We start from the raw sequence: 21,725 nt of genomic DNA on the forward strand, positions 1-21,725 counted from the left end.
GCGTCCGCCCCCACCCCGGCCCCCGAACCAGCCGAAAAGCCGTCGGCCCGCTACCCCGCCCAGGCCGTACCCGGCATCACCGAACTGCACCGGCACACCCTCGGCCACCCCGACATCCTCATCGGCGTGGTCGACGGCCCGCCCGACACCAGCCACCCCTGCCTGACCGGCGCCCGTCTGGAGGCGCGCGAGCCGTGGTGGCTGCCCGCCGCCCTGCCCGACCCCCACGGAGCCGTGCACGGCACCTTCACCGCCAGCGTGCTGGCCGGCCAGCACGGCACCGTCCTGCCCGGCCTGGCCCCCCGCTGCCGCCTCATCACCGTCGGCCATCCCACCGACGAGCACACCCTCATCGATCCGCATTCGGCCGCCCGCGCCATCGAAGAACTCCTGCAGGCCGGCGCACACGTCATCCAATACACCCTCGCCCACCACACCGCCTCCGACGACGCCGACCCGATGCTCAAACGCGCCATCGCCTCCGCGATCGAGGCAGGCGTACTGGTCTGCGCCCCAGCCGGCAACGACTACGGCAACAACAGCATCGCCCCCGCCATCCTGCCCGGCGTGCTCGCCGTCGGCGCGCACCGCGCCGACGGCGCCATGTTCTACTTCAGCAACCACGGCCCCGCCTACACCGGGCACGGCATCACCACCCTCGGCGAAGCCGTCTACGGCGCCACCCCCGGCGGCGGCATCAAAGCCCAGAAAGGCACCTGCGTGTCCGTCGCCCTCATCACCGGGACCGCCGCGCTCCTGGTCAGCCTGCAACACCACCACAGCCGGCGGCCCGACCCGCTCACCGTCCGAGACGCGCTACTGGCCACCGCCCGCCCCTGCACCACCGAGCAAGCCCACGGCGAGCCCGCCCGCTGCCTCAACGGCTACCTCGACCTGCCCGCCGCCACCGCCCACCTGTTCCCCGGCCTGCCACCGCTCACGCGGTCCCCGTAAGGATCAGGGGCCGACAGGCCAGCCACGACAAATACCGGTCCAAAAATCACGACCTCAAGCGGGGTCTGGTGCACTTGATGGGGAGCGATCACGGTCGGTGATCCGGGTTCAGTTCAGCAGTGCCATCTTCCTCAGCAAGTCGTAGTTGGCGCGGCCGAACATGAGCCGCTTCAGGAATTTGATCTTTATGCAGACTTTGCCCTCGACGGCGCCCGAACTGTAGGGCAGCATCAGCCCGTTGAGGACGGCGGCATGGTCGCGTTCGAGGCCGTTGGCGAAGGTGTGCAGGTAGGGCAGGTCGTCCGTGCGGACGGCGGCGATCCACGCGTCGAGGCGCTCCCCGTGGCGGCCGGTCATCATCTTGGCGAACTCTTCGACGTGACCGCGCAAGATGTCCAGGTGAAGGCAGGCCGCCCGGACCTCTTTGAGTTTGACCTGCTCATCGGCGTCGAGGTTGTCGGGGCGTCGGCGGATCCAGCTGGTGATGTGCCGGACCTTGGGCGGAGAAGGAACGGCGGCTGGTGCGGCGCTCCCCTTGAACGGGGCCAGGTAGCGGTAGACGGTCCAGTAGGTGCCGCGGAACCCCTGCATGGCGATCTCTCGATGGAGCTGCTTGATGTTGGTGCAGCCGGAGTTCCACCGCCGGTGCAGGTGAACCTTGTAGTCGTCCAGCATGCTCGGCCATCCGGCCAGCGGCGCTGCCACGAGTTCGTCAACGCCTTCGGGTGTAGAAGAGCTACACCCAAAGCCGATTGCCGATTCCCGGCCTGCTGCTGGGCGGCACGAAGACCGGTCAGGTGCAGCGTGCAACACCGACGTGAGCCAGGCTGCCCGCTACGTCTGCGCCACGGGCGAGACCGTCATCAGCGAGAAGGAGTGGCGGCTGAACATCCAGGACCTCCCTTACGATCCGCCCTGCCGATGAGGTGCGCGGTCATCCGCCCTGCCCCGTTCGCCGATATGTAGGTGAACGGGGACAGAACGGGAGGTGGTCACCCGTGCGGCCGTGGCCGTTCGAAGGTCGCGATTCCGAGGTGGCGACTATGGTGGCGGCGTTCGCCGAATCCGCGGTGAAAGCTGTCGTGGTGCGGTCGGCGGCGGGGTACGGCAAGACGCGGCTGGCGCGGGAGGCCCTGCGCCGTCTGGGCTGCCGGGTCGAATGGATCACGGCAACCCGCGCCGCGACCGCGATCCCGTTCGCCCCGGTGGCGCACCTGCTGCCCGGGGACTTCGCCCCGTTCCACGAACCCGTCGGCTTTGTCAAGGCGATCGGTGCGCAGGTGGCGAGCTGGGGCGGACGGGCCAAGGTCGCCCTGGGCGTGGACGACGCGCACTTGCTCGATGATGCGTCCAGCACGGTGATCGCGCACCTGATCAGCACAGGCGCCGCATTCGTGGTGCTGACCGTGCGCGGCGGCGAGCCGCTCGCCGACTGCCTGGCCCGGTTGGGCAAGGACGGCGAGGCGGTGGTGGTCGAGCTGCCCGCGTTGCCGGGTCCGGCGATCGACCGGCTCATTGACCACAGCACCGGCGGGGAGATCGACGCCGTGCGCCGTCTCCGGCTCCACACCAGCGCCAAGGGCAACCCGCTGGCGTTGCGCGAACTGCTGCACGGCACCGTTCCCGGCGGGCTGACCGACCTGGTCGCCTCCCGGCTGAACGGCCTCGACCGCGCCACCCGCGGCGTCGTGGAGCTGGTGGCATGCGGCGAGCCGGTGCCGCTCGCCTTCCTCGAACGACTGGCCGGAGCCGACGCGGTGGCCGCGGCGGAAGACAGCGGCCTGGTGGTCGGCGAGCGGGACGGCGAGCGGACTCAGGCCAGGCTGGAGCACCCGCTGTACGGAGAGGTGCTGCGCGCCCGGATGCCACTGGGGCGGGCCCGGCAGGTCTACCGCGACCTCGCAGGACAACTGCTGGCCACCGGGATGCGCCGCCGCGATGACGGCCTGCGGGCGGCGCTGTGGCAGGTGGAGGGCGGGCAGATCACCCGGCCTGCGACCGTGCGTGAGGGTGCCGAACAGGCCATCGGGCGGGAGGGGCTCGCCCTGGCCGAACGGCTGGCCCGCGCGGCGCGCGAGGCCGGGCCCGGTCTTGAGGCCGACCGGTTGCTCGCCGAGATCCTCCAATACCAGGGCAGAGGGGAAGAGGCCGCCGCCCTGCTGCCTGCCGTCCCGCCACGCGAACCCGCCGAGCGGCTGTCGTGGGCGGTCACCCGCGCCGATTTGCTCTACTGGAACCACGGCGACCTGACTGCCGCGCAGCGCGTCCTGGACCTCGGGGCCGGACACGCGGTCACAGAGGGGGCGCGGGCGTTCATGCTGTTCTTCGCCGGCCGGTGTGAGGAGGCGGTACGCGCCGCCCACGCCGTGCTCGGCCACGACGGCCACGACCCGCAACCGGTCGTGTGGGCCGCCGCCGCGGCCACGGCGGCGCTGGGTTTCCTCGGCCGCCTCGACGAGGCCCAGGCGGTACGGCAGCGCGGCGCGGCAGTCGCGGCGGCCCACGTCGACACGCTGCCATGGGGCGTGTTCCAGATCGAGATCGGCGCGTGCCTGGCCCACCTCGCCGCCGGGCGGCCGGCCGCGGCGGCGTCCATCGCGTCGGCGGGTTACCGGGCCGCCGCGGAGACGGGCGTCACGATGATGGTCAGCGCGTGGGCCCTGCACGCCGGCATCGCCGCCGCCGCCCGGGGCCATCTCGACGACGCCGATCGGCTGCTCGGGGAGGCCCGTGCGGGTTTCGACCACACCGACACCTTCCGGCTGCGCCGCTGCTGCCTGGCGGCACATGCCTGGGTGCGGGCACTGCGCGGCCGGCCCGCCGAGGCACGCGACCTCATGGCCCGCGCCGATCGGCTGGACAACGGCACCAACGGAGTCTTCGCCCCGTGGATCGTCGCGTGGCTGGGCTGGGTCGCCCAGGCCGATGGTGACGGCGCCGCCGCCATCCGCCACGCGGAGTCCGCCGCCACCTTGGCCGCCGCTTCGAACATGCCGAATGTGGCCGCCATGGCCCGCTATGACGTGGTCCGTCTGGGCGGCGCCGTCGGCTCTCTCACGGGAGGCGCCGATCTCGGGCACCTGCCCGCCGTGACCGGGGACCTGCCCGCCGGTCTCGGGGACCTGCCCGCCGTGCTCGGCGCGACCGCGAAGGCGCTCGGTGACACGGACGCCCCCGCGCTCACCAGGGCTGCGGAGACCCTTGCCGATCTCGGCCACGATCTTCTTGCCGCCGAGGTCGCCACCGTGGCCGCCCGCGCGTTGCGGCGTACCGGACATCGCGGCAGAGCGGCCGTCGCGGCCGGCATGGCGGCCACGCTCCGCGCACGCTGCCCGGCCGCCCACACTCCTCTGCTGGCCCACGACGACCTGGGCGCCTGCCTGTCTCCACGCGAGCACCAGATCGCCCTGCTGGCCGCGCACCACAGCAGCAAGCAGATCGCCCAGCGGCTCAGGATCGCCGTGCCCACCGTCAACAACACCCTGGCCCGGGCCTACGCCAAGCTCGGTGTCACCGGACGGGCTCAGCTGCGCGAGTTGCTGGAGGGCGGCTGCTCCAGTCTCTGAACAGGCGTCACGGGCCGGAGAGCTGGTGCGCTCCGCGGCCCGCGACGAAATGGGGGTCAGCCGGAATTCACCGCCCACCGCTGGGTGTTCAGGCCCTGCACGTAGGAGGACGTGGTCCAGATCCGAAGCTGGTAGTCGGGGTTGGCGTCGATCGCGCGGAAGTGATCGGCGTTGGTCTCGTTGTAGACGTGCGAGCTCACGAACGTGATGGCCCCGCCGGGTTCTTCTGCGGCGACCCAGCGCTGGGTCTGGTTCTCGGAGCAGTCCCACTGCCAGATGTGAGTACCGCTGGCGGTCCCTCCCTCGTAGATGTCCACGCACTTGCCGGTCGCGGCGCTCTTGATGCGCACTTCCTGGATCCGCTGGGTGGCGCACGTGTTCGTGGCGACCGGGCCGGGTGCGACGCAGACCGTCTTCATCCCGCGGTCTTCCAGGATCCACTTCTGTTTGGCCTCGTTCGCGCACGGCACCCGGCCGATCCAGGCCCCGTTGTGCGAGGCGCCCCCGGCGAGATCCATGCACTGGTTGTAGGCGAGGTTGCGGAGTTGGATCGACGTGTTGAGCGGGGCGGCGGACGCGGGTCCGGTGCCGGCCGTGACGGCGCCCATCGTGATCAGCGCCATCATGAGGGTCCCGATGACGATCTTTCGAAGTGCTCTTCTGGCCTGCATGTACGACCTCCAGGGTCATGGGTTCCGGCGTGGCGATGATCTTCCGCCACGTCTGCCATGGTTTCGCCCGGGGATTCGGCCTCGCTAGATGAGCACAATTACCTATGACACGAGAAATGAACGAGCAGATAACTACATAGTCGGAAGACTCCCAGTAAGGAGAGGTTGTCGAAGGGCTGGTCAGGGCTGGGCGCGCAGGGGCAGGGCGGCCTTCGAACCCGCCCCGCTCCGCGTGCTCGTGGACACTCTCGGCGCTCGGGTCATGGTGGGAAGCGACTACCCCTACCCACTCGGAGAGTTGCTTCGTGTGCCCTCGCCACCGGTGATACGTACCGGTGGCGAGGCATCGCGCGCAGGTCCGCGTGGCGGCCGGGGTCAGCCGGAGGGGACCGGTTCGGCGGGGTTCTCGGCCAGGATCGGGGTCGCGGGTTGTGGTGCGCGTCTGGCGCGGATCTTCTCCTTTCGGGTTTCGACCATGGTGTAGAGGGTCGGGACCAGGATGAGGGTGAGGAGCGTGGAGCTGATCAGGCCGCCGATGACGACGATCGCGAGGGGCTTGGAGATGAATCCGCCGCCGCCGGTGATGCCCAGAGCCATCGGCAGCAGGGCGAAGATCGTGGCCAGCGCGGTCATCAGGATGGGACGCAGCCGGTTGCGCCCGCCTTCCACGACCGCCTCGGCCAGGGGCATCCCCTGGCGGCGGTACTGGTTGATCAGGTCGAGCAGCACGATGGCGTTGGTGACGACGATGCCGACGAGCATCAGCAGGCCGATCATCGCCGCCAGTCCGAGCGAGGTGCCGGTGATGAGCAGCAGGCCGATCGCTCCTGTGGCGGCGAACGGGATCGACACCAGCAGCACAAGCGGCTGGATGAGGCTGCGGAAGGTGGCGACCATGACGAAGAACACCAGCGCGATGGCCGCCACCAGCGCCAGACCGAGGCTGCCGAACGCTTCGCTCTGGTCGGCGCTGACGCCGCCGATGGAGTAGGTGGCGCCGGCGGGCAGGGTCAGCTTGGCGAGCCGGCTCTCCAGGTCCGTGCTGGTGGCGCCGAGGTTGCCGCCGGTGTTCTTGCCGGAGACGGTGACGGTGCGCTCCCCGTCGATGCGGGTGACCGAGACAGGCCCGTTCACCTGCTTGACCTCGGCGACGTCGGCGAGTTCCACCCCTCCGGGGAGATCGAGTTTGCGCAGTTCGCCGAGGGAGACGGGTGCGTCGCCGGTGTCCACGACGACGTCGGCGGTGGTGCCGTCGAAGGTGAGCTGGGTGACGGTGCTGCCGCGGAACGCCTGGGAGACGAGCTGCCCGATGGCGACCTCGGACAGGCCGTGCTCGGCGGCCTCCTCGCGGTCGACGGTGACATCGATGCGCGGCGCGGTGTCGGCCAGGCCGCTGGTGACCTCGGTGACGCCGGGGATGGCCGCCATGGTCTCCTGCACGGCTCGCGCCGCGTCGCCGAGCGTGTCCTGCTCACTGGCGTGGATCAGGACCTCGAGCCCGTCGCCGCCGAACCCGCCGGACTGGCCGACGCTGATCTCGCCCGCGTCGGGCAGCTTGCCCAGCTCGTCGCGCAGGGCGTTCTCCACGGCCGCGGTGTCACTGCCTTCGTGCAGGGTGAGCGAGTAGCTGGCGCGGGCCGTACCTGCGCCGCCCCCGCCACGGCCTGCGCCGCCGAATCCGACGCCGCTCGCGCCTCCCACGGTGACTTGGTATGACTTGATCTCATCGTGGCCGGTCAGCACCTTTTCGACCTGCTTGGCCTTCGCGTCGGCCGCCGTCAGGGACGTGCCGACGGGCAGGGTCTGGGTGAGGCTGACCGTGTTCTGGCCCGCGTTGTCGATGAAGCTGGTCTCCAGCCGGGGGATCAGGGCGAGGGTGCCGATGAAGATCGCCAGCGCGGCGGCGACCGTCGAGAGCCGGTGCCGGGTGGCGAAGCGGATCACCGGGACGTAGGCGCGCTGGAGCAGGCTGCGGCGCTCCTTGTCCTCTGCCTTGTTCCGGTCGCCGTCCTTGGGCGGCTTCAGGAACCAGTAGCTCAGCGCCGGTACGACGGTCAGCGACACCACCAGGGAGGCGAGCAGGGCGACGGCGACGGTGATGGAGAATGGGCCGAACAACTCGCCGACGAAGCCGCCGACGAAGGCGATGGGCAGGAACACCGCGACGGTGGTGAGGGTGGAGGCGGTGACCGCGCCCGCGACCTCGCGTACGCCGTTCTCGATCGCCTGGCGTTTGTGCTCGCCGTAGGAGAGGTGACGTTTGATGTTCTCCAGGACCACGATCGAGTCGTCGACGACGCGGCCGATCGCGATGGTGAGCGCGCCGAGGGTGAGCATGTTGAGCGAGTAGTCCCACGCCCACAGCGCGATCAACGCGATCAGCACCGACAGCGGGATGGAGACCACGGTCACCAGGGTGGAGCGGATCGAGAACAGGAAGACCAGGATGACCAGCACGGCCATGGCCAGGCCCAGCAGGCCCTCGGTGGTGAGGCTCTCGATCGATTTCTCCACCTCGGGTGCCTGGTCGTAGACGATGGTGAGCGCGGCGCCGGTGCCGAGGGCGGTGGCGAGGGCGGGCAGCTTGGCGCGGACGTCGTGGCTGATCGACACCGCGTTGCCGTCGGGCTTCATGGTGATCGAGACGCCGAGGCTGGGCTTGCCGTCGGTGCGGGTCAGCGTGGCCGCCTTGGCCAGAGCGAGCTTCACGGTGGCCACGTCGCCCAGCCGTACCGGCTTCGGCTTCGCGGTGGTTGGGGTGGCCTGTGGGGCGCCTGGCCGCTGATTCTGGGCCGGGGACGTCTGCGCGGCGGGGGCGAGGTAGAGGTCCTTGAGGTCGTCGATCGACTCGAACCTGCCGCCGACCTGGACGCTCAGGGTGGTGTCCGCCTGGGTGAGGGATCCGGCGGGAAGCGGCTGGCCCGCGCCCTGGATGGCGGTGGAGATGGCGCCGGTGTCCAGCCCGTGCTCCTTCAGCTCATCGCTGTCGGGGGTGATGGTGATGACCTGTTCGCGGGTTCCGGTGACGGAGGCCTCTTTCACCCCTGCGACGCCGGTGAGCGCCGGGACCACGTGGGTGGTCAGCTGCTCGGCGAGCCGCTGCTGGGATCCGTCGGAGGCAGCGGCAAGCTGGATGACCGGCAGGTCGTCGGTGCTGCCCACGTTCACCTGCGGCTCCACTCCGTCAGGGAGCCGGCCGGACAGTCCGCCGACGATCTGCTGGATCTTGCTCTGCGCGTCGTCGATGTCGGTGCCGAAGTCGAAGGCCACCTGGATCGTCGCGCTGGACTCCCGCGAGGTCGAGGTCACCCCGGTGACACCGGACACGGCGCGTACCGCCTCCTCCAGCGGAATCGTGACCCGGTCCTCGACGATCTGCGGCGCGGCGCCGGAGTAGGTCGCCACGACCGACACCTGGGGGAACGCCAGCGAGGGCAGGAGCTGCTGCTGCAGCGCCGGGGTGATGTAAGCGCCGAACGCGACCACCACGATGGTGATGAGCGCGATGAGCCCTCGATTGGCGAGGCTCAATCTAGCCAGAAACGACATCGTTCCACTTCTCTTCGGAGGGTCTCAGATCGCATGGCGCGCACGATGGGGATGTCTGGACGGGACAACTTCTGCAACTGGTTCCGCTTCACCACGGCTGGAGCACGACGCTCCCTGCCCCGGCGGCCGACGTCAGTGCGCGGATCATCAGCACCGGTAACCATGGGTGGGGCACCGACATGGCCTCGGAGTCCACGCCGGGCGCAGGTGTTCGCCGGCAGGCGCGAACAGGCATGATCAAAATCCCCGGCGTGCCGGGCCGCCTCTCGAGGCGACACCATGCGGTGCCGCTCAAGAGAGGTCTCAGGCCACCGGACGCTGTCGCGCTGATCCCGTCCCTTGCGTAGCGCGGGGACGACGTCGCGCACAGAGCCTGACCCGGCATCGTGGTGGTCACCACTCAAGACTTGTGGCCCCGCCCCGGGGAGACGTCCGCCTGAAGGAGGGTTCTCAGCTGCGGCGATCGCAGTAGACGCGCACGCGGACTACTGCGCCCGTGGTTCCCGGCCGATCAGCGGGTCTGCGGACGGACCAGGCCGGTCTCGTACGCGATGATCACCAGCTGGGCGCGGTCGTGGGCCTTCAGCTTGGTCATCGCCCGGTTGACGTGCGTCTTAGCGGTCACCCGGCTGATGCCCAGCAGATCGGCGATCTCGTCGTTGGTACGCCCATAGGCCACCAGGGTCATCACCTCCCTTTCGCGCTCGGTGAGCACGGCCAGGTCGTCGGGCACGTGCCCGGCCGAGACGCCGGGACCGGCCAGGAAACGCGTGATCAACCCCCTGGTCGCCGACGGCGACAGCAGCGCCTCGCCTCTGGCCACCACCCTGATGGCCTCCTGCAACTCGCCCGCCTCCACACCCTTGCCGAGAAAACCGCTGGCGCCCGCCTGCAGCGCGGCGAAGACGTACTCGTCGATCTCGAAGGTGGTCAGGACCAGCACCCGGACCCCGGCCATGGCCTCATCGCAGGCGATCTCCCTCGTCGCGGCCAGACCGTCCATTCCGGGCATGCGAACGTCCATCAGCACCACGTCCGCCCCGGTTTCGCGCGCCAGCCGCACGGCGTCGTGACCGTCGGCGGCCTCCCCGACCACCTCCAGGTCGGAGGCCGAGTCGATCAGCACCCGGAACCCGGCGCGGACCAGCGCCTGATCATCGGCCAGCAGCACTCTGACGGTCATCGCCTGTTCTTCCTGGAGATGGGCAGCACGGCGCGCACCCGAAACCCGCCACCGTCCACGGGCCCGGCCAGAAAGGTGCCCCCGACCGACCGGGCCCGCTCCCGCATGCCGATCAGCCCGTGCCCGGTCCCGGAAGAGATGCCGCTCGGACCACTCTGGCCGTCATCGGCCACATCGACGGCCACCTCGTCGGAGGCGTAGCTGATCCGCACGCTCGCGGTCGCCCGCGGCGCATGCTTGCTCACGTTGGTCAGCGCCTCCTGCACGATCCGGAACGCGGCAAGGTCCACGGGAGCGGGCAACGGCCTCGGGGCGCCGTAGAGCATCCAGCCCAGGCTCAGCCCCGCGAAGGCGAAGGAGTCCACCAATTCAGGCAGCCGGTCCAGACCCGGCGCGGGCTCGGTGACGAGCTCGTCGCGGCTGCCAGGACGGCGCAGCAGCCCCACCGTCGTCCGCAACTCCTCCAGCGCCTCCCTGCCGGCGTGGCGTACGTGACCCAGCGCCTCGCGGGCCTGCTCGGGCTCGGTGGCGAGCACGTGCTCGGCGACCTGCGCCTGCACATTGATCAGCGCGATGTGGTGGGCGAGCACGTCGTGCAGCTCCCGGGCGATGTGCAGGCGCTCCTCCATCACCCGGCGTTCGGCCTCCTCCTCGCGCGTCTCCTCGGCCTTGCGCGCCCGCTCCTCGATGGCGCTCACATAGGCGCGGCGGCTGCGCAGCGCGTCCCCGACGGCGGCGGCCATGCCGATGAAGGCGACCGTGCCCAGCATCTCAGGCGCCGGCCACACGCCGGCGCCGGACCCGATCCTGGCCACGGTGACCACGAGCGCAGCCAGGCCCCCGTAGGCCCACGCGTGCCGGCGCGGGCATCGCGAGGCCAGCGTGTACATCGCGATCGCCGGCGCCAGGTCCAGCAGGCTCCGCCCGCCGTCGATCATGGTGTTGGCGACGAACCCGGTGACCGTGACGGCGAGAACGGCGCGGGGCCATCGCCGCCGGAAGACGAGTGCCGCGCAGACGACCGCGGCCAGCACGATCTCGTACACGGTGGGGGGCTGCGTCCGGCTGTGCCACCCCGCCCCCGGCGTCGGGGGCCCACCCCGCGCCAGCAGCGACATCGCACACACGCACATCGCCAGGATCGTGTCGGCCACATAAGGTCGGGAAAGGAAGGCCCGTCTCAGCCAGGTCACCGTACGCACCCCTGAACGTTAGGTCCGACCTGGGCGGATTCCCTCATCCCTTGGTACCTATCCGCTCTACTGTGACCGCAGTACGGCCGGGTCGGGATTCGACGAAGTCAAGCGATTCGCGTTGTGACCAAGGGGAATCAGCCACGTGCGGTGGACTCGGCGCACCTCCCGTAGAGGAGTCGTCCTGGGAACGAGTCTGCAACGATCAAGAGAGGCGAGGGGCATTGTCGGTCCCAAGGGCGGTGGTGTGGTCTGGCCAGGCAGACCTGGACGCCCACCTTTCGTTGGGGCGGCTGGATGTAACTGACCGTTCGGTACGTGCCGGAAATCGATGACGAGTGAAGGCGCCGGGTGATGGACGACCAAGAACCTCGAGATCTGGTGGCCACCTCAGTGGTGACGCGAGGGCGTCGCCCGTCCAGAGCTACATCGACGAGCCCCTGCCGGACGTCCCTCAAGAATGCGACCTGCGACTGTTTACTCGGGGACGGGTAGTCGCGGTGCCGGGAACAGGTCGCCGACCAGCAGCGTCGCCGCTTGCGTGGCGATGGTGAGGATGTCTGCGTCCGCGGCCTCGGTGCCCTGGGCGGCCAGCACGGCGTTGTGCACGCTGAGCAGAGCCATTCGGACGCGCAGGCGGTCGGCCAGCGGCGCGTCGGGGCCGAGGATGAGCCGTGCGGCCCTGTCGACCCGTTCCAGCGGGCCACCCTGCCGCGCCGCCATCACCGTGCGCAGCGCGGCATGGTTGGCGGCGGCGAACCGCATGGTCCGCAATCCCTGCCTGGCACTCAGGGCAATCCAGCGGCCCAAAAACTCCGAAGACAGTTCGGGAGTGAATGGCTGGCTTGCGGCCCAATCGAGCAGGTCGTCGAGCGCGCGCATATTCTCTTGGAAGAGGCTGAGAATGATCGCCTCTTTACTGTCGAAATGGTAGTAAAGCGCCGCCTTGGTGATGCCAAGCTGCTCGGCGATCTCGCGCATCGAGGTGGCGTCGTAGCCGCGTTCGGTGAACAGCGATAGCGCGGCCTGCCGGATGTCGGCCCGCGTCTGGCTGCCCTTGCGTCGCGAGGTCGCCACCTGTTCCGCCTTGGTCATCGCTCTTCCTTTGCTCCCAAGCCCAGCTCCGTCAAAGCCTACACCCAGTTGCTTACCGGTCGGTCAGCAAGTATCTTACTAACCGGCCGGTAGGCAGCTGCGAGTGATCGCGTTGCCCGGCACGCGTGAGGCGCCTGCCCGTTACGCAGAAACCTCGCATACGACTGATCAGTGACGACCCGCGTAGCCGAAGGCAACCCGGGTCGCCGTGAACTGGAGAGGAAGGGCGAATGAGTTTGCGAGTCGTGGGAGCGGGATTTCCGCGGACGGGGACGACGTCGCTGAAGGCGGCGCTGGAGCGACTGCTCGGGGCGCCCTGCTACCACATGAGGGAACTGTTCGGGCGGCCGGACGACGCCGCGGTCTGGCGCGACGCCTACGCGGGCGTCATGCCGGATTGGGACCGGTTCCTGAGCGAATACGCCGCCGGCGTGGACTGGCCGGTGTCATCGTTCTGGCGCGAACTGTCCGACACATACCCGGACGCACTGGTGCTGCTGTCTCAGCGGGAAAGCGCAGAGCGCTGGTACCAGAGCATGGACCAGACGGTGCTGGAAGGGGCACGCCATCTGATGCGCGGGGACGCCGCCGGCAGACGGCCGCCGATGAGCGCCACCGCCACCCCCGAGCAGGCCCGCGCCGCGGAGGACACGTTTCGAGCCATGTTCGGCAGGGCGTTCGACGACCCCCACGACCGCGACAACGTCATCGCTGCCTACGAGCGGCACCTCGACGAGGTCCGCGCCGCCGTACCCGCGCACCGACTACTGGAATGGCAGCCCGCCGACAGCTGGCAGCCATTGTGCGCCGCACTCAACCTCCCGATCCCCGACGAGCCGTTCCCCCACGAGAACAGCGCAGCTCAGATGCGGGCCCGGATCAACGACATGCGCAGCCGGTGATCTCAGCGCCCTGTCAGATGCCGGCAAGGAGGCAAACCGGCCCGCATGAACCGCGTCGGCGCCGAGGTCGCGAACGTCACCCCAGGCCAGCACCAGCGGCTCACTGACGCCGACATCTGACCAAGCGGACCAGCCTGGCTTGCTGCAGCCCGGCAGACCAGGGCCGACAAAGCGCAGATCGGCTGAGAGGTCGGCAGCCCCGGCCTCCTCGAAGAGCCGAGGGCATCTCGGCCGCCAATTGCTTACCGGCCGGTTAGCAAGTAGGCTTTCCGGCCGACAGGTAAGTTCTCTTGCATCGATGGGAGCGCAATGATGGCGGGAGATAGCGCGCCGGGGACCCCGGCGGCGGGACAGCCGGCCGGACCGGGGTTCAGCCACCGGCAGATCCTGGTGACGATGAGCGGCCTGGTCATCGCCATGCTGCTGGCGATGCTGGACAACATGATCGTCGCCCCGGCGCTGCCGACGATCGTCGGTGACTTAGGCGGCCTCAATCACCTGGCATGGGTGGCCACCGGCTACGTTCTGGCCTCCACCGTGGCCACGCCGATCTGGGGAAAGCTCGGCGACCTGTACGGCCGGCGCATCGTCTTCGTCGCCGCCGTGGCGCTCTTCCTGCTCGGCTCGGCCCTGTGCGGGATGTCGCAGGACATGGCACAGCTGATCGGCTTCCGCGCCCTGCAGGGCCTGGGAGCGGGAGGCCTCATGGTCGGCGTACTGTCGATCATCGGTGAGATGATCCCGCCGCGCGACCGCAGCAAGTACCAGGGCGTGATGATGGCCGTCATGCCGGTCGCCATGATCGGCGGCCCGCTCATCGGCGGGTTCATCACCGACAACCTCAGCTGGCGCTGGGCCTTCTACGTCAACCTGCCGCTCGGCGCGGTCACCTTGATCCTGTGCTGGATCACCCTGGCCAAGCTGCCCAAGGGCACCGGCAAGGCCGTGATCGACTGGTGGGGCACCGCACTGCTGACGGTGTGGATCACCTCACTGGTGCTCATCACCAGCTGGGGCGGCACCCAGTATGACTGGGATTCGCCACAGATCCTCGGTCTGGCGGCGCTGGCGGTGGCGGGGTTCGTCGCCTTCGTCATCGTCCAGCGCCGCGCGGTCGAGCCGATCATGCCGCTGCGGGTCTTCAAGAGCCTCAACTTCACCCTGTCCGGCGCGATCGCCTTCATCTCGGGCTTCGCCATGTTCGGCGCGATAGGTTTCCTGCCGCAGTTCCAGCAGTTCGTCCAAGGCGCCTCGGCCACCAACAGCGGCCTGCTGCTCATGCCGATGATGATCGCCGCGATGGTCGTCAGCCTGGGCGGCGGCGCGCTGATCAGCAAGACCGGACACTACAAATCGCTGCCCATCATCGGCTCCGTCCTGATCACCGCCGGCCTGGCACTGTTCGCCACCATGGCCCTCGACACCACCACCACGATGTCGGCCCTCTACATGGTGGTCCTGGGTGCCGGCATGGGCGCGATCATGCAGACCAGCACCCTCATCGCCCAAAACAGCATCGACCTGCGTGACATGGGTGCGGGCACCGGCGTATCGACCTTCCTGCGCAACATGGGCAGCTCACTCGGCATCTCCCTGCTCGGCGCCGTCTACACCAGCCAACTGGCCGACTCCCTGGCCGACGCCGGTCCCGCCGCACAGAACGTGGCCGCCTCCGCCGCCTCCATGACCCCCCAAGCGCTGCGAGCCCTGCCCGAAGCAGCCCAGCACCTGTTCCAGCAAGCCGTCACCGATGGCGTCACCGCCCTGTTCACCTGGGGCGCGGCCGTGACCGCCGTCGGCATCGTCCTGGCCTTCTTCATCCGCCAGGTCCCGCTACGCAGCACCGCCGCACCAGCCGCAAGTCCCGATGCCGAGCCGGTGGCGGCCGGCAGGTGAGGCCATCCGCCCCGACCAGATCGCCATGACTACACTTACCACTCACGCCAATGTGGTGACCCACGCCCCGAAGGCAGCCACCCAGCTGTCGGAGTGGGTCACCAAAACGGCGACGACGTGCTGTGCTCGACCAGCACCGCAGCCGCAAAGCGCGCAGCCTGGCTGATGACCTTTGACCTCGCTCCCGGTCCTAGCCGAGTTCGGCGGCCACGGTCAGGTCGGCCCGCCCACTACAGCGATCATGTCAGCGTCAAGCTCAGTGACGGGTGGATCCTTTTCGCGAGGACGGCGCACCGATCGCGAACACATCCATCAGCTGCGCAAGGGTGCGGTAGTACCCGATGAGGACGACCAGCTCCACCACGCCCTCGCGTCCGAGCGGTGTGACCGCGGCCTCGTACTCGTCCTGGTCCAAGGGGCGAGGGTCGTCCTGCAGACGCCGGCACAGGCTGTAGGCCGCTGTTTCGGTGGGATCTTCGGAGGTGAAGGTGCCGGCGGCCAGAGTGGACAGCTCCTCATCGGTGAGCCCTACCGCGCGTCCCACCCGCTCGTGGGCGTACCTTTCGAAGTCGCTTCCGGTTGCCGCGGCGACGGCGAGAATCGCGATCTCGCGGGTGCGGGCGCTCATCCGAGTGCGGTAGCGCACCGCCGCTCCCAGTTCCTGGAGCGGACCTGCGCCTGCCGATAATTGCATCCGCCCAGGTCGTGGCACTGCGAGGGGCCTTGTGTGGAGTACGCGAGTTCCGGTCTCTCGGGAGACGGGAGCGCGTACGGCAGGATGATCGGCTGTGCTCCTTCGCCTGGCCTATCTGACCGTCACGAACGCTTTCGCCGCGCTGCGGTTGCTGCCCATGGGCGATCGGGACAAGGATGTGGAGATCCTCGCCCTGCGTCACCAGATCACCGTCCTTGAACGCCAACTCAGCGCCGACACCCGAGTGAGATTCGCACCCGAGGACCGAGCCTTCCTGGCCGCTCTCCTGACCTCGCTACCCCGGGAGGTCCTGCGCCGGCTGCGGCTGCTCATCCAACCGGATACCGTGCTGCGCTGGCATCGCGATCTGATGAGACGGCGTCATGCCCGTACCTGCCGGCCAAAGCGGCCCGGGCGCCCGCCCACGGTCCGCTCCATCCGCGCTCTTATCCTGCGTCTGGTTCGGGAGAACCCGAGCTGGGGCTATCGGCGGGTGCACGGTGAACTCACCACGCTTGGCATCAAGGTCGCGCCGTCCACGGTGTGGGAGATCCTCAAGCAGGAAGGTCTCGATCCGGCGCCCGAGCGGGCCTCCACCACATGGGCCGACTTCCTGCGCTCGCAAGCCGACGCCCTGCTGGCCGCCGATTTCATCGAGACCATCACCCTGAACGGACAGCGCCAGTACATCTTGGCCGTCATCGAGCACACCACCAGGCGCATCCGGGTGCTCGGCACCACCGCGCACCCGAGCGCGAGCTGGGTCACCCAGGCGATCAGGAATCTCGTGATGGATCTGCACGATGCGGACTGCCGGGCGCGCTTTCTGATCCGAGATCGGGATGGAAAGTTCCCAGCCCTGATGGACGAGATTCTCGCCGAGGCCGGCATCAAGACGGTGCTCACTGGTATCCGGATGCCGCGAATGAACTCGATCATGGAGCGGTGGGTGCAGTCATGCCGCCACGAGCTTCTCAACCGCTGCCTGCTGTGGAACGAACGCCACCTGCGGCACGCCCTACGCGAGTACGAACGGTCCTACAACCAGCATCGGGCCCATCAAGCCCTGGACCAAGCAGCGCCGCTGCGTACCGTCCCGGACTCGATCACGGATCCAGAGCGAATCATCGACCTGAACGTACGCCGACGAGACCGGCTCGGCGGCGTCCTCCACGAGTACTCACAAGCGGCTTGAACTGCATGGATGGAATTTTCGGCAGGCGCACACTCCAAAAGGTTGTCACCTATCTGGCGTTCGACCTGCTAAAGGGTCAAGGGGCAACTTATGGGCACAGCCACCTGTACGGCCCCATGGCCAGACCATCACTTCCAGGCGTTGCACTGCGGCCAACGACCTCGGGAGCGCTGTTGACATCAGCATGCGCGACAACGCCTGGTCAGAGAAGTGCTCGAAGCGGATACCGTTACCCAATCAACTCCACCTGCTGAGTTATCTACGTGGAGAACTCTTCAAAAACGTTGCCCATAGCTCCTCTTGACGACCTTGACAGGAACGCTTACGTTGGCGATGTCCGCGGGGCGCTTAAAACGTTTCTTGCTGAGACCAGCATGCCGTGTTCAGCCTTACGGCGCCTCGCCCCTCGCGCTGAATGACCTCACTGCAAAACCGCTGCACGCAGAGCCCGCTCACCATGCCCTGAAGGAGAAACGCAGATGCCGCACGTTCAAAGCGCAGCGCTTGCGAACCCACAGCCGCGCACCTGGTTGCGCCGCAAGACCCTCGCCGGGGCGGCGATCGTCCTCGGCGTCCTCACCGCCACCGCGGCGCCCGCGGCGTCCGCCACCGCCAATCCTTACGAGCGGGGCCCGGCTCCGACGGCTGCCAGCGTCGCGGCCCCCACTGGACCCTTCGCCACATCATCGACCGCGGTGCCGCGCGGAAACGGCTTCGGCGGCGGCCGAATCTACTACCCAACAGCCACTGACCAGGGCACCTTCGGCGCGATAGCCATCTCCCCCGGCCTCAACGGCACCTGGCCCGGCATCGCCTGGTTAGGACCTCGGTTGGCCTCGCAGGGATTCGTCGTGTTCGGTATCGAGACCAACAACCTCAACGACAGCCCCGTCAGCCGCGGCACGCAACTCCTCGCAGCGTTGGACTACCTCACACAACAGAGTTCCGTACGCAGCCGGATCGACGCCACGCGACTGGCCGTGGCCGGGCACTCCATGGGCGGGGGCGGAGCCCTCGACGCGGCCCTGCGGCGGCCCTCGCTTCAGGCCGCGATCGGGAACGCGCCCTATCTGCCGTCGGGCAGCCTGTCCAACGATCGGGTCCCGACCCTCATCTACGCGATGCAGAATGACACCCTGGTACCTCCGTCGCGGCTGACCACCCTGTACAACACCATTCCGGCGGCGACCGAGAAGGCCTACATCGAGGTCGCCGGTGCCGGTCACAACTACATCGGGCAGCCGAGCACCACACTTGCGCGCACGATGATTCCCTGGATGAAAATCTTCATCGACAACGACACTCGCTACAGCCAGTTCCTGTGTCCATTGACCAACCAAAGCGGCATTTCGCAGTACCGCAACAGCTGCCCGCTGATCTGACCGCCACACAGACGTCCCGGAGCCACGGGGCGGAGTGACAGTCGAGTCCACAGCACCATGCGTCCCGGCAGCCGCCTGAGGTGCTCAAAGGCGGCTACCAGGACGGCTGACGCACCCTTCCTGGGAGGCACCCTCGCCGAGCATCTCGGTGAGCTCGTGGATAACACCGACGTGCGACCGCTCCTGGCAGAAGTCCGGCCAGAGATGTGGTTAGACCCCGAGCCGGTCACCGCCAAATGGATCTGCGACCGGCAAGTCGACGGAGGGCCTGACGCCGTTCCGCGAAACCAATGCCACCGGCCGCCGCGCTGGGGAGGGGTGTGAACAGCCGACCACCGGCGTAGGGAAATTCAGGGAGTAATCGTGTGCTCTCCAAGAAGGGAAGTCTGACGATGGACTCAGGCATGAACCGCAGGGCCTTGATCGGAACGTCGCTGTCCGCGATCGCCGCGATGAGTATGCCGTTCCCGGCATTTGCGCAGGGTGCTGCGAAAACGGGCGAGGCGGCAACCCGTTACGGCAAGGTGCGCGGGAAGTGCGAAGACGGCATCGTTAAGTTTCTCGGCGTTCCGTACGCCACGCCGCCGCTCGGCGAACTCCGGTTCAAGGCCCCGAAACCGCCCACACCCTGGTCCGGCGTGCGCGACGCGGTGGACTTTCCCAACCCTGCCTTCCAGGTGGCGGGCAACGAGATGGGCCCCGGTGGCAACGGCCGGATGCCGGCACCCTCCGAAGACTGCCTCTATCTCAACATCTGGACCCCTGCCGCCGACCGCAAGGGGCGGCCGGTGATGTTCTACAACCATGGTGGCGGCTACATGATCGGCTCCGGCTCCGCCACTGGGCAGGACGGCACTCATCTGGCCCAGCTCTATGACGTGGTGGTGGTCGAATCCAACCACCGGCTGGGCATGCTGGGCTATCTGTTTCTGGGCGACCTCGCCGACGGCGACTACGCCGCCAATCAGGGCATGCTGGACATTTTGGCGGCGCTGCGCTGGACCAGGGAGAACATCGAGAATTTCGGTGGCGACCCCGACAACATCATGATCTGGGGGGAGAGTGGCGGCGGCGCCAAGACCGCGGCCATCTACACCATGCCGGCGGCCGCGCGGCTGTTCCACAAGGCCTCGATCGAAAGTGCCGCGCCACTGCGCTTCCCTTCTCGCGAAGGCGCCACCGCTCGCGCCGAACGCACGCTGGAGCTATTGGGACTAACCACGGCGGACATTGCCAAGCTGCATGAAATTCCGGCCGAGAGGCTGCTCGAGATCCAGGTGTCCGAAGCGCCGAATGGCGTTGCGCCCTGGGGAAATCCTGCCGCACTACCCGGCTTCGGCGCCTTTGTCGATGGCAGCATCATCCCACGGCACCCCTTCGCCGATGGCGTCGCGTCGTTTTCGGCTGACAAGCCGCTGATGTGCGGCACGTGCCGCGATGAAACGGTGTTCTTCAGTCTCTTCGGGCCGCTCGACATCTTCAGCATCGACCAGACCGGCCTGCGCAGGGCACTGGGTAGCACGTATCAGAGCGCCGAGCTCGACCAGATCATCGAGACCTTCCACAAGTCGCGTCCCGACGCCACGCCGGCACAGCTCTATTTCGCGATCACCACCTCGCCCATCTGGCGTGACGCGATCAAGATCGCGGAGGCCAAGGTGGTGCAGCGCAGGGCGCCTGTGTTCATGTACCAGCTCGCCTATCAGAGCCCGACTCTGGTGCCAGGCACCGACTTCCCCATCGGCTCGCCGCACGCGTCAGACATCAACCTCAAATTCGCCAACACCGACAAGAACCTCGACTTCTTCCTCTATGCCGATCAATCGCCGGGACGGCTGGCGACCGCGCGGCACATGAGCGGGCTGTGGGCGGGCTTCGCCCACAAGGGCCGTCCCTCTGCCAAGGACGTGCCGAAATGGCCCGCCTATACGCTGGAGCGTCGCGCCACGATGTGGATCGACGCCGAATGCAAGATCGTCAACGATCCAGACAAGGGCGAAAGGCTGTTCTGGGAGAACCGCGCCTGAGGCGCATCAACGTCGTCCTCGGCCGCAACCCCTGGGGGCGTCGCCGCTGACCCACGAACAGTGCGCGGGAGAATCACTCGGCGGGGCCGCTACCAGGCTATCCTTGATCCCGGCCTCAGCGACCACATCCTACGTCAGCAAGCCCTTAGCGCCGTGGACGACGTACAGCTCCTGGGCTCGGCGTCGCGATCACGCTCACTCCACCAGGGCAAAGTCTCGGAGCATTCAGAGCTGGAAGTGCAAGATCCTGCGGGGGGCCGTTGTCCGGCTCCCGTCGAGGGCCACGAAGTGCACGGCAACCGGCTTTCCGGCATCGACATCGACCATCACCAGCCCGTGAGGGGTGGGGATGGTGCCGGAGGGCGGTCGATGCCGCCGGGCCTGGGCGCGATGCGCACGCTGGCGTAGCCGGGCTCGGCGGGAGTGACGCCGAGGACGTACCAGATGAGGTCTTTGGGTGGGGTGGCGCTCCAGGCGTGGACGGAGGTGCCCCAGCCCCAGCACTCGCCGAAGGTGTGGTAGCCGCCGTCTTTCCGCCGATCCACGACCACTCGTGCCGGGTCGGTGATCACGTCGATGATGCCGGCCTCGCAACCGGCGAACCCGCATCCAACCCGCCGACCCCTACCCCCGACGATTACGAGCAGACCGTCGCCCGCAACGTCCAGGAACAGCGGACGAGTCTTCGTCTCCAGGTCCAGCGTGGTCACGAGCTCGTCGAGCGTGGGCGGAGCTCCAGGTGCTTGCGGAAGAACTGCGACGTGGACTGATGCAGCCGGGTGCGGTGGGGCACGGTGGACCAGCCGTGGTCGGCGCTTCGACGACTTCGAGTTCCGCGTTGCCCTCGTAGTGGCCGAGGTAGCGGCGGGCGTAGGAGACGGGAGCGATGTCGTCGTGGTCTCCGTGGATGATGCGCACGGGACCGGAGTACGGGCGGGACCGGCCGTAGACGTCGAGGTGGGCGATGTCGTCGACCAAGGCCGGGCTCATCCGGTGGCTGTCGGCGTCGAAGTAGCCCTTCGCCTTGATCTCGGCGGCGAGGTCGCGGCCCTTCAGGTAGCCGGCGCCGACTTCGAAGGGGCGACGGCGGCCGGCGACCACAGGCACACCGCTCCGATGCCCGGCTCCTCGGCTGCCACTATGTCGGCGACGACGCCGCCCATGCTCATCCCGACCAGGCCGATCCGGTCAGGTTCGGCGAAGTCGAAGCCACGCACGGCCTGCACGACGGACCGGGTTTCGGCTATCTCGCCGGCGATGGTGACGTCGAAGAAGTCGCCGTCGCTCTCCCCGTGCCCGGACAGGTCGAACCGGACCGACGCGATGCCGTAGCTCTCCAGCAGCCCGCCATCAGAACGAAAGACCTGTTCTCCATGCGGTTGTTGGAGAAGCCGTGGACGAACACCACCGTTGGCCGG

At 68.3% G+C, this 21,725-nt stretch carries 16 protein-coding genes; 7 read left to right on the forward strand and 9 right to left on the reverse strand.

Annotated features, from left to right (window positions below; translation table 11 throughout):
* A partial coding sequence (locus ACFPZ3_RS05215) for a S8 family serine peptidase (protein ID WP_379512785.1) occupies positions 1–954 on the forward strand: 954 nt, incomplete at its 5' end.
* 108 nt (positions 955–1,062) lie between these two features.
* Here ACFPZ3_RS05215 and ACFPZ3_RS05220 read toward each other — a convergent pair.
* Positions 1,063–1,659: a transposase gene (locus tag ACFPZ3_RS05220; RefSeq protein ID WP_379512786.1), complete on the reverse strand. Its 597-nt coding sequence runs from the start codon at positions 1,657–1,659 to the stop codon at positions 1,063–1,065.
* Positions 1,660–1,997: 338 nt separating this feature from the next.
* Between ACFPZ3_RS05220 and ACFPZ3_RS05225 the strand changes: the two genes are divergently transcribed.
* On the forward strand, positions 1,998–4,520 hold the full coding sequence (locus ACFPZ3_RS05225) for a LuxR C-terminal-related transcriptional regulator (RefSeq protein ID WP_379512787.1): 2,523 nt from the start codon (positions 1,998–2,000) through the stop codon (positions 4,518–4,520).
* Positions 4,521–4,576: 56 nt separating this feature from the next.
* On the opposite strand, the gene ACFPZ3_RS05230 is transcribed toward ACFPZ3_RS05225, so the two are convergent.
* The 5 genes from ACFPZ3_RS05230 to ACFPZ3_RS05250 all read right to left on the reverse strand — a co-directional run bounded on the left by ACFPZ3_RS05230 (position 4,577) and on the right by ACFPZ3_RS05250 (position 12,211).
* Positions 4,577–5,191 carry an RICIN domain-containing protein gene (locus tag ACFPZ3_RS05230; RefSeq protein WP_379512788.1) on the reverse strand — a complete coding sequence of 205 codons (615 nt, stop codon included), beginning with the start codon at positions 5,189–5,191 and terminating at the stop codon, positions 4,577–4,579.
* 375 nt (positions 5,192–5,566) lie between these two features.
* Positions 5,567–8,740 carry an efflux RND transporter permease subunit gene (locus ACFPZ3_RS05235; RefSeq protein ID WP_379512789.1) on the reverse strand — a complete coding sequence of 1,058 codons (3,174 nt, stop codon included), beginning with the start codon at positions 8,738–8,740 and terminating at the stop codon, positions 5,567–5,569.
* Positions 8,741–9,251: 511 nt separating this feature from the next.
* A complete protein-coding gene (locus ACFPZ3_RS05240) occupies positions 9,252–9,923 on the reverse strand; it encodes a response regulator transcription factor (RefSeq protein ID WP_379512790.1) in 672 nt (223 codons plus the stop codon).
* Positions 9,920–11,116, reverse strand: a complete 1,197-nt coding sequence (locus ACFPZ3_RS05245) for a sensor histidine kinase (protein WP_379512791.1) — start codon at positions 11,114–11,116, stop codon at positions 9,920–9,922. The genes ACFPZ3_RS05240 and ACFPZ3_RS05245 overlap by 4 nt, the downstream gene beginning before the upstream one ends.
* Positions 11,117–11,593: 477 nt before the next feature.
* Positions 11,594–12,211: a TetR/AcrR family transcriptional regulator gene (locus ACFPZ3_RS05250; protein WP_379512792.1), complete on the reverse strand. Its 618-nt coding sequence runs from the start codon at positions 12,209–12,211 to the stop codon at positions 11,594–11,596.
* A 230-nt stretch (positions 12,212–12,441) separates the two neighbouring features.
* Between ACFPZ3_RS05250 and ACFPZ3_RS05255 the strand changes: the two genes are divergently transcribed.
* Together ACFPZ3_RS05255 and ACFPZ3_RS05260 are read left to right on the forward strand one after the other, a co-directional pair.
* Positions 12,442–13,113: a sulfotransferase family protein gene (locus tag ACFPZ3_RS05255; RefSeq protein WP_379512793.1), complete on the forward strand. Its 672-nt coding sequence runs from the start codon at positions 12,442–12,444 to the stop codon at positions 13,111–13,113.
* 312 nt (positions 13,114–13,425) lie between these two features.
* Positions 13,426–15,009, forward strand: coding sequence for an MDR family MFS transporter (locus ACFPZ3_RS05260; RefSeq protein WP_379512794.1), 1,584 nt, complete (start codon positions 13,426–13,428; stop codon positions 15,007–15,009).
* 256 nt (positions 15,010–15,265) lie between these two features.
* On the opposite strand, the gene ACFPZ3_RS05265 is transcribed toward ACFPZ3_RS05260, so the two are convergent.
* Positions 15,266–15,703, reverse strand: a complete 438-nt coding sequence (locus ACFPZ3_RS05265) for a carboxymuconolactone decarboxylase family protein (RefSeq protein WP_379512795.1) — start codon at positions 15,701–15,703, stop codon at positions 15,266–15,268.
* 157 nt (positions 15,704–15,860) lie between these two features.
* Here ACFPZ3_RS05265 and ACFPZ3_RS05270 point away from each other — a divergent pair, with 157 nt between their 5' ends.
* The 3 genes from ACFPZ3_RS05270 to ACFPZ3_RS05280 all read left to right on the forward strand — a co-directional run bounded on the left by ACFPZ3_RS05270 (position 15,861) and on the right by ACFPZ3_RS05280 (position 20,307).
* On the forward strand, positions 15,861–16,898 hold the full coding sequence (locus ACFPZ3_RS05270) for an integrase core domain-containing protein (protein WP_379512796.1): 1,038 nt from the start codon (positions 15,861–15,863) through the stop codon (positions 16,896–16,898).
* Positions 16,899–17,377: 479 nt separating this feature from the next.
* Positions 17,378–18,280, forward strand: a complete 903-nt coding sequence (locus ACFPZ3_RS05275; protein WP_379512797.1) for a dienelactone hydrolase family protein — start codon at positions 17,378–17,380, stop codon at positions 18,278–18,280.
* A 365-nt stretch (positions 18,281–18,645) separates the two neighbouring features.
* Positions 18,646–20,307: a carboxylesterase/lipase family protein gene (locus ACFPZ3_RS05280; protein WP_379512798.1), complete on the forward strand. Its 1,662-nt coding sequence runs from the start codon at positions 18,646–18,648 to the stop codon at positions 20,305–20,307.
* Positions 20,308–20,633: 326 nt separating this feature from the next.
* On the opposite strand, the gene ACFPZ3_RS05285 is transcribed toward ACFPZ3_RS05280, so the two are convergent.
* Positions 20,634–21,017 carry a hypothetical protein gene (locus ACFPZ3_RS05285; RefSeq protein WP_379512799.1) on the reverse strand — a complete coding sequence of 128 codons (384 nt, stop codon included), beginning with the start codon at positions 21,015–21,017 and terminating at the stop codon, positions 20,634–20,636.
* Positions 21,018–21,359: 342 nt separating this feature from the next.
* Positions 21,360–21,650, reverse strand: coding sequence for an alpha/beta fold hydrolase (locus tag ACFPZ3_RS05290; protein WP_379512815.1), 291 nt, complete (start codon positions 21,648–21,650; stop codon positions 21,360–21,362).
* Between the last annotated feature and the right edge of the window lie 75 nt (positions 21,651–21,725).

The sequence above is a fragment of the Nonomuraea insulae genome, assembly GCF_042656245.1.

What these genes read in the sequence shown, in the direction of transcription:
- ACFPZ3_RS05225 (WP_379512787.1), top strand. Translation starts at nt 1,998, where the DNA reads ATGGTGGCGGCGTTCGCCGAATCCGCGGTGAAAGCTGTCGTGGTGCGG.
- ACFPZ3_RS05230 (WP_379512788.1), bottom strand. Translation starts at nt 5,191, where the DNA reads ATGCAGGCCAGAAGAGCACTTCGAAAGATCGTCATCGGGACCCTCATG.
- ACFPZ3_RS05235 (WP_379512789.1), bottom strand. Translation starts at nt 8,740, where the DNA reads ATGTCGTTTCTGGCTAGATTGAGCCTCGCCAATCGAGGGCTCATCGCG.
- ACFPZ3_RS05240 (WP_379512790.1), bottom strand. Translation starts at nt 9,923, where the DNA reads ATGACCGTCAGAGTGCTGCTGGCCGATGATCAGGCGCTGGTCCGCGCC.
- ACFPZ3_RS05250 (WP_379512792.1), bottom strand. Translation starts at nt 12,211, where the DNA reads ATGACCAAGGCGGAACAGGTGGCGACCTCGCGACGCAAGGGCAGCCAG.
- ACFPZ3_RS05255 (WP_379512793.1), top strand. Translation starts at nt 12,442, where the DNA reads ATGAGTTTGCGAGTCGTGGGAGCGGGATTTCCGCGGACGGGGACGACG.
- ACFPZ3_RS05260 (WP_379512794.1), top strand. Translation starts at nt 13,426, where the DNA reads ATGGCGGGAGATAGCGCGCCGGGGACCCCGGCGGCGGGACAGCCGGCC.
- ACFPZ3_RS05265 (WP_379512795.1), bottom strand. Translation starts at nt 15,703, where the DNA reads ATGCAATTATCGGCAGGCGCAGGTCCGCTCCAGGAACTGGGAGCGGCG.
- ACFPZ3_RS05270 (WP_379512796.1), top strand. Translation starts at nt 15,861, where the DNA reads ATGGGCGATCGGGACAAGGATGTGGAGATCCTCGCCCTGCGTCACCAG.
- ACFPZ3_RS05275 (WP_379512797.1), top strand. Translation starts at nt 17,378, where the DNA reads ATGCCGCACGTTCAAAGCGCAGCGCTTGCGAACCCACAGCCGCGCACC.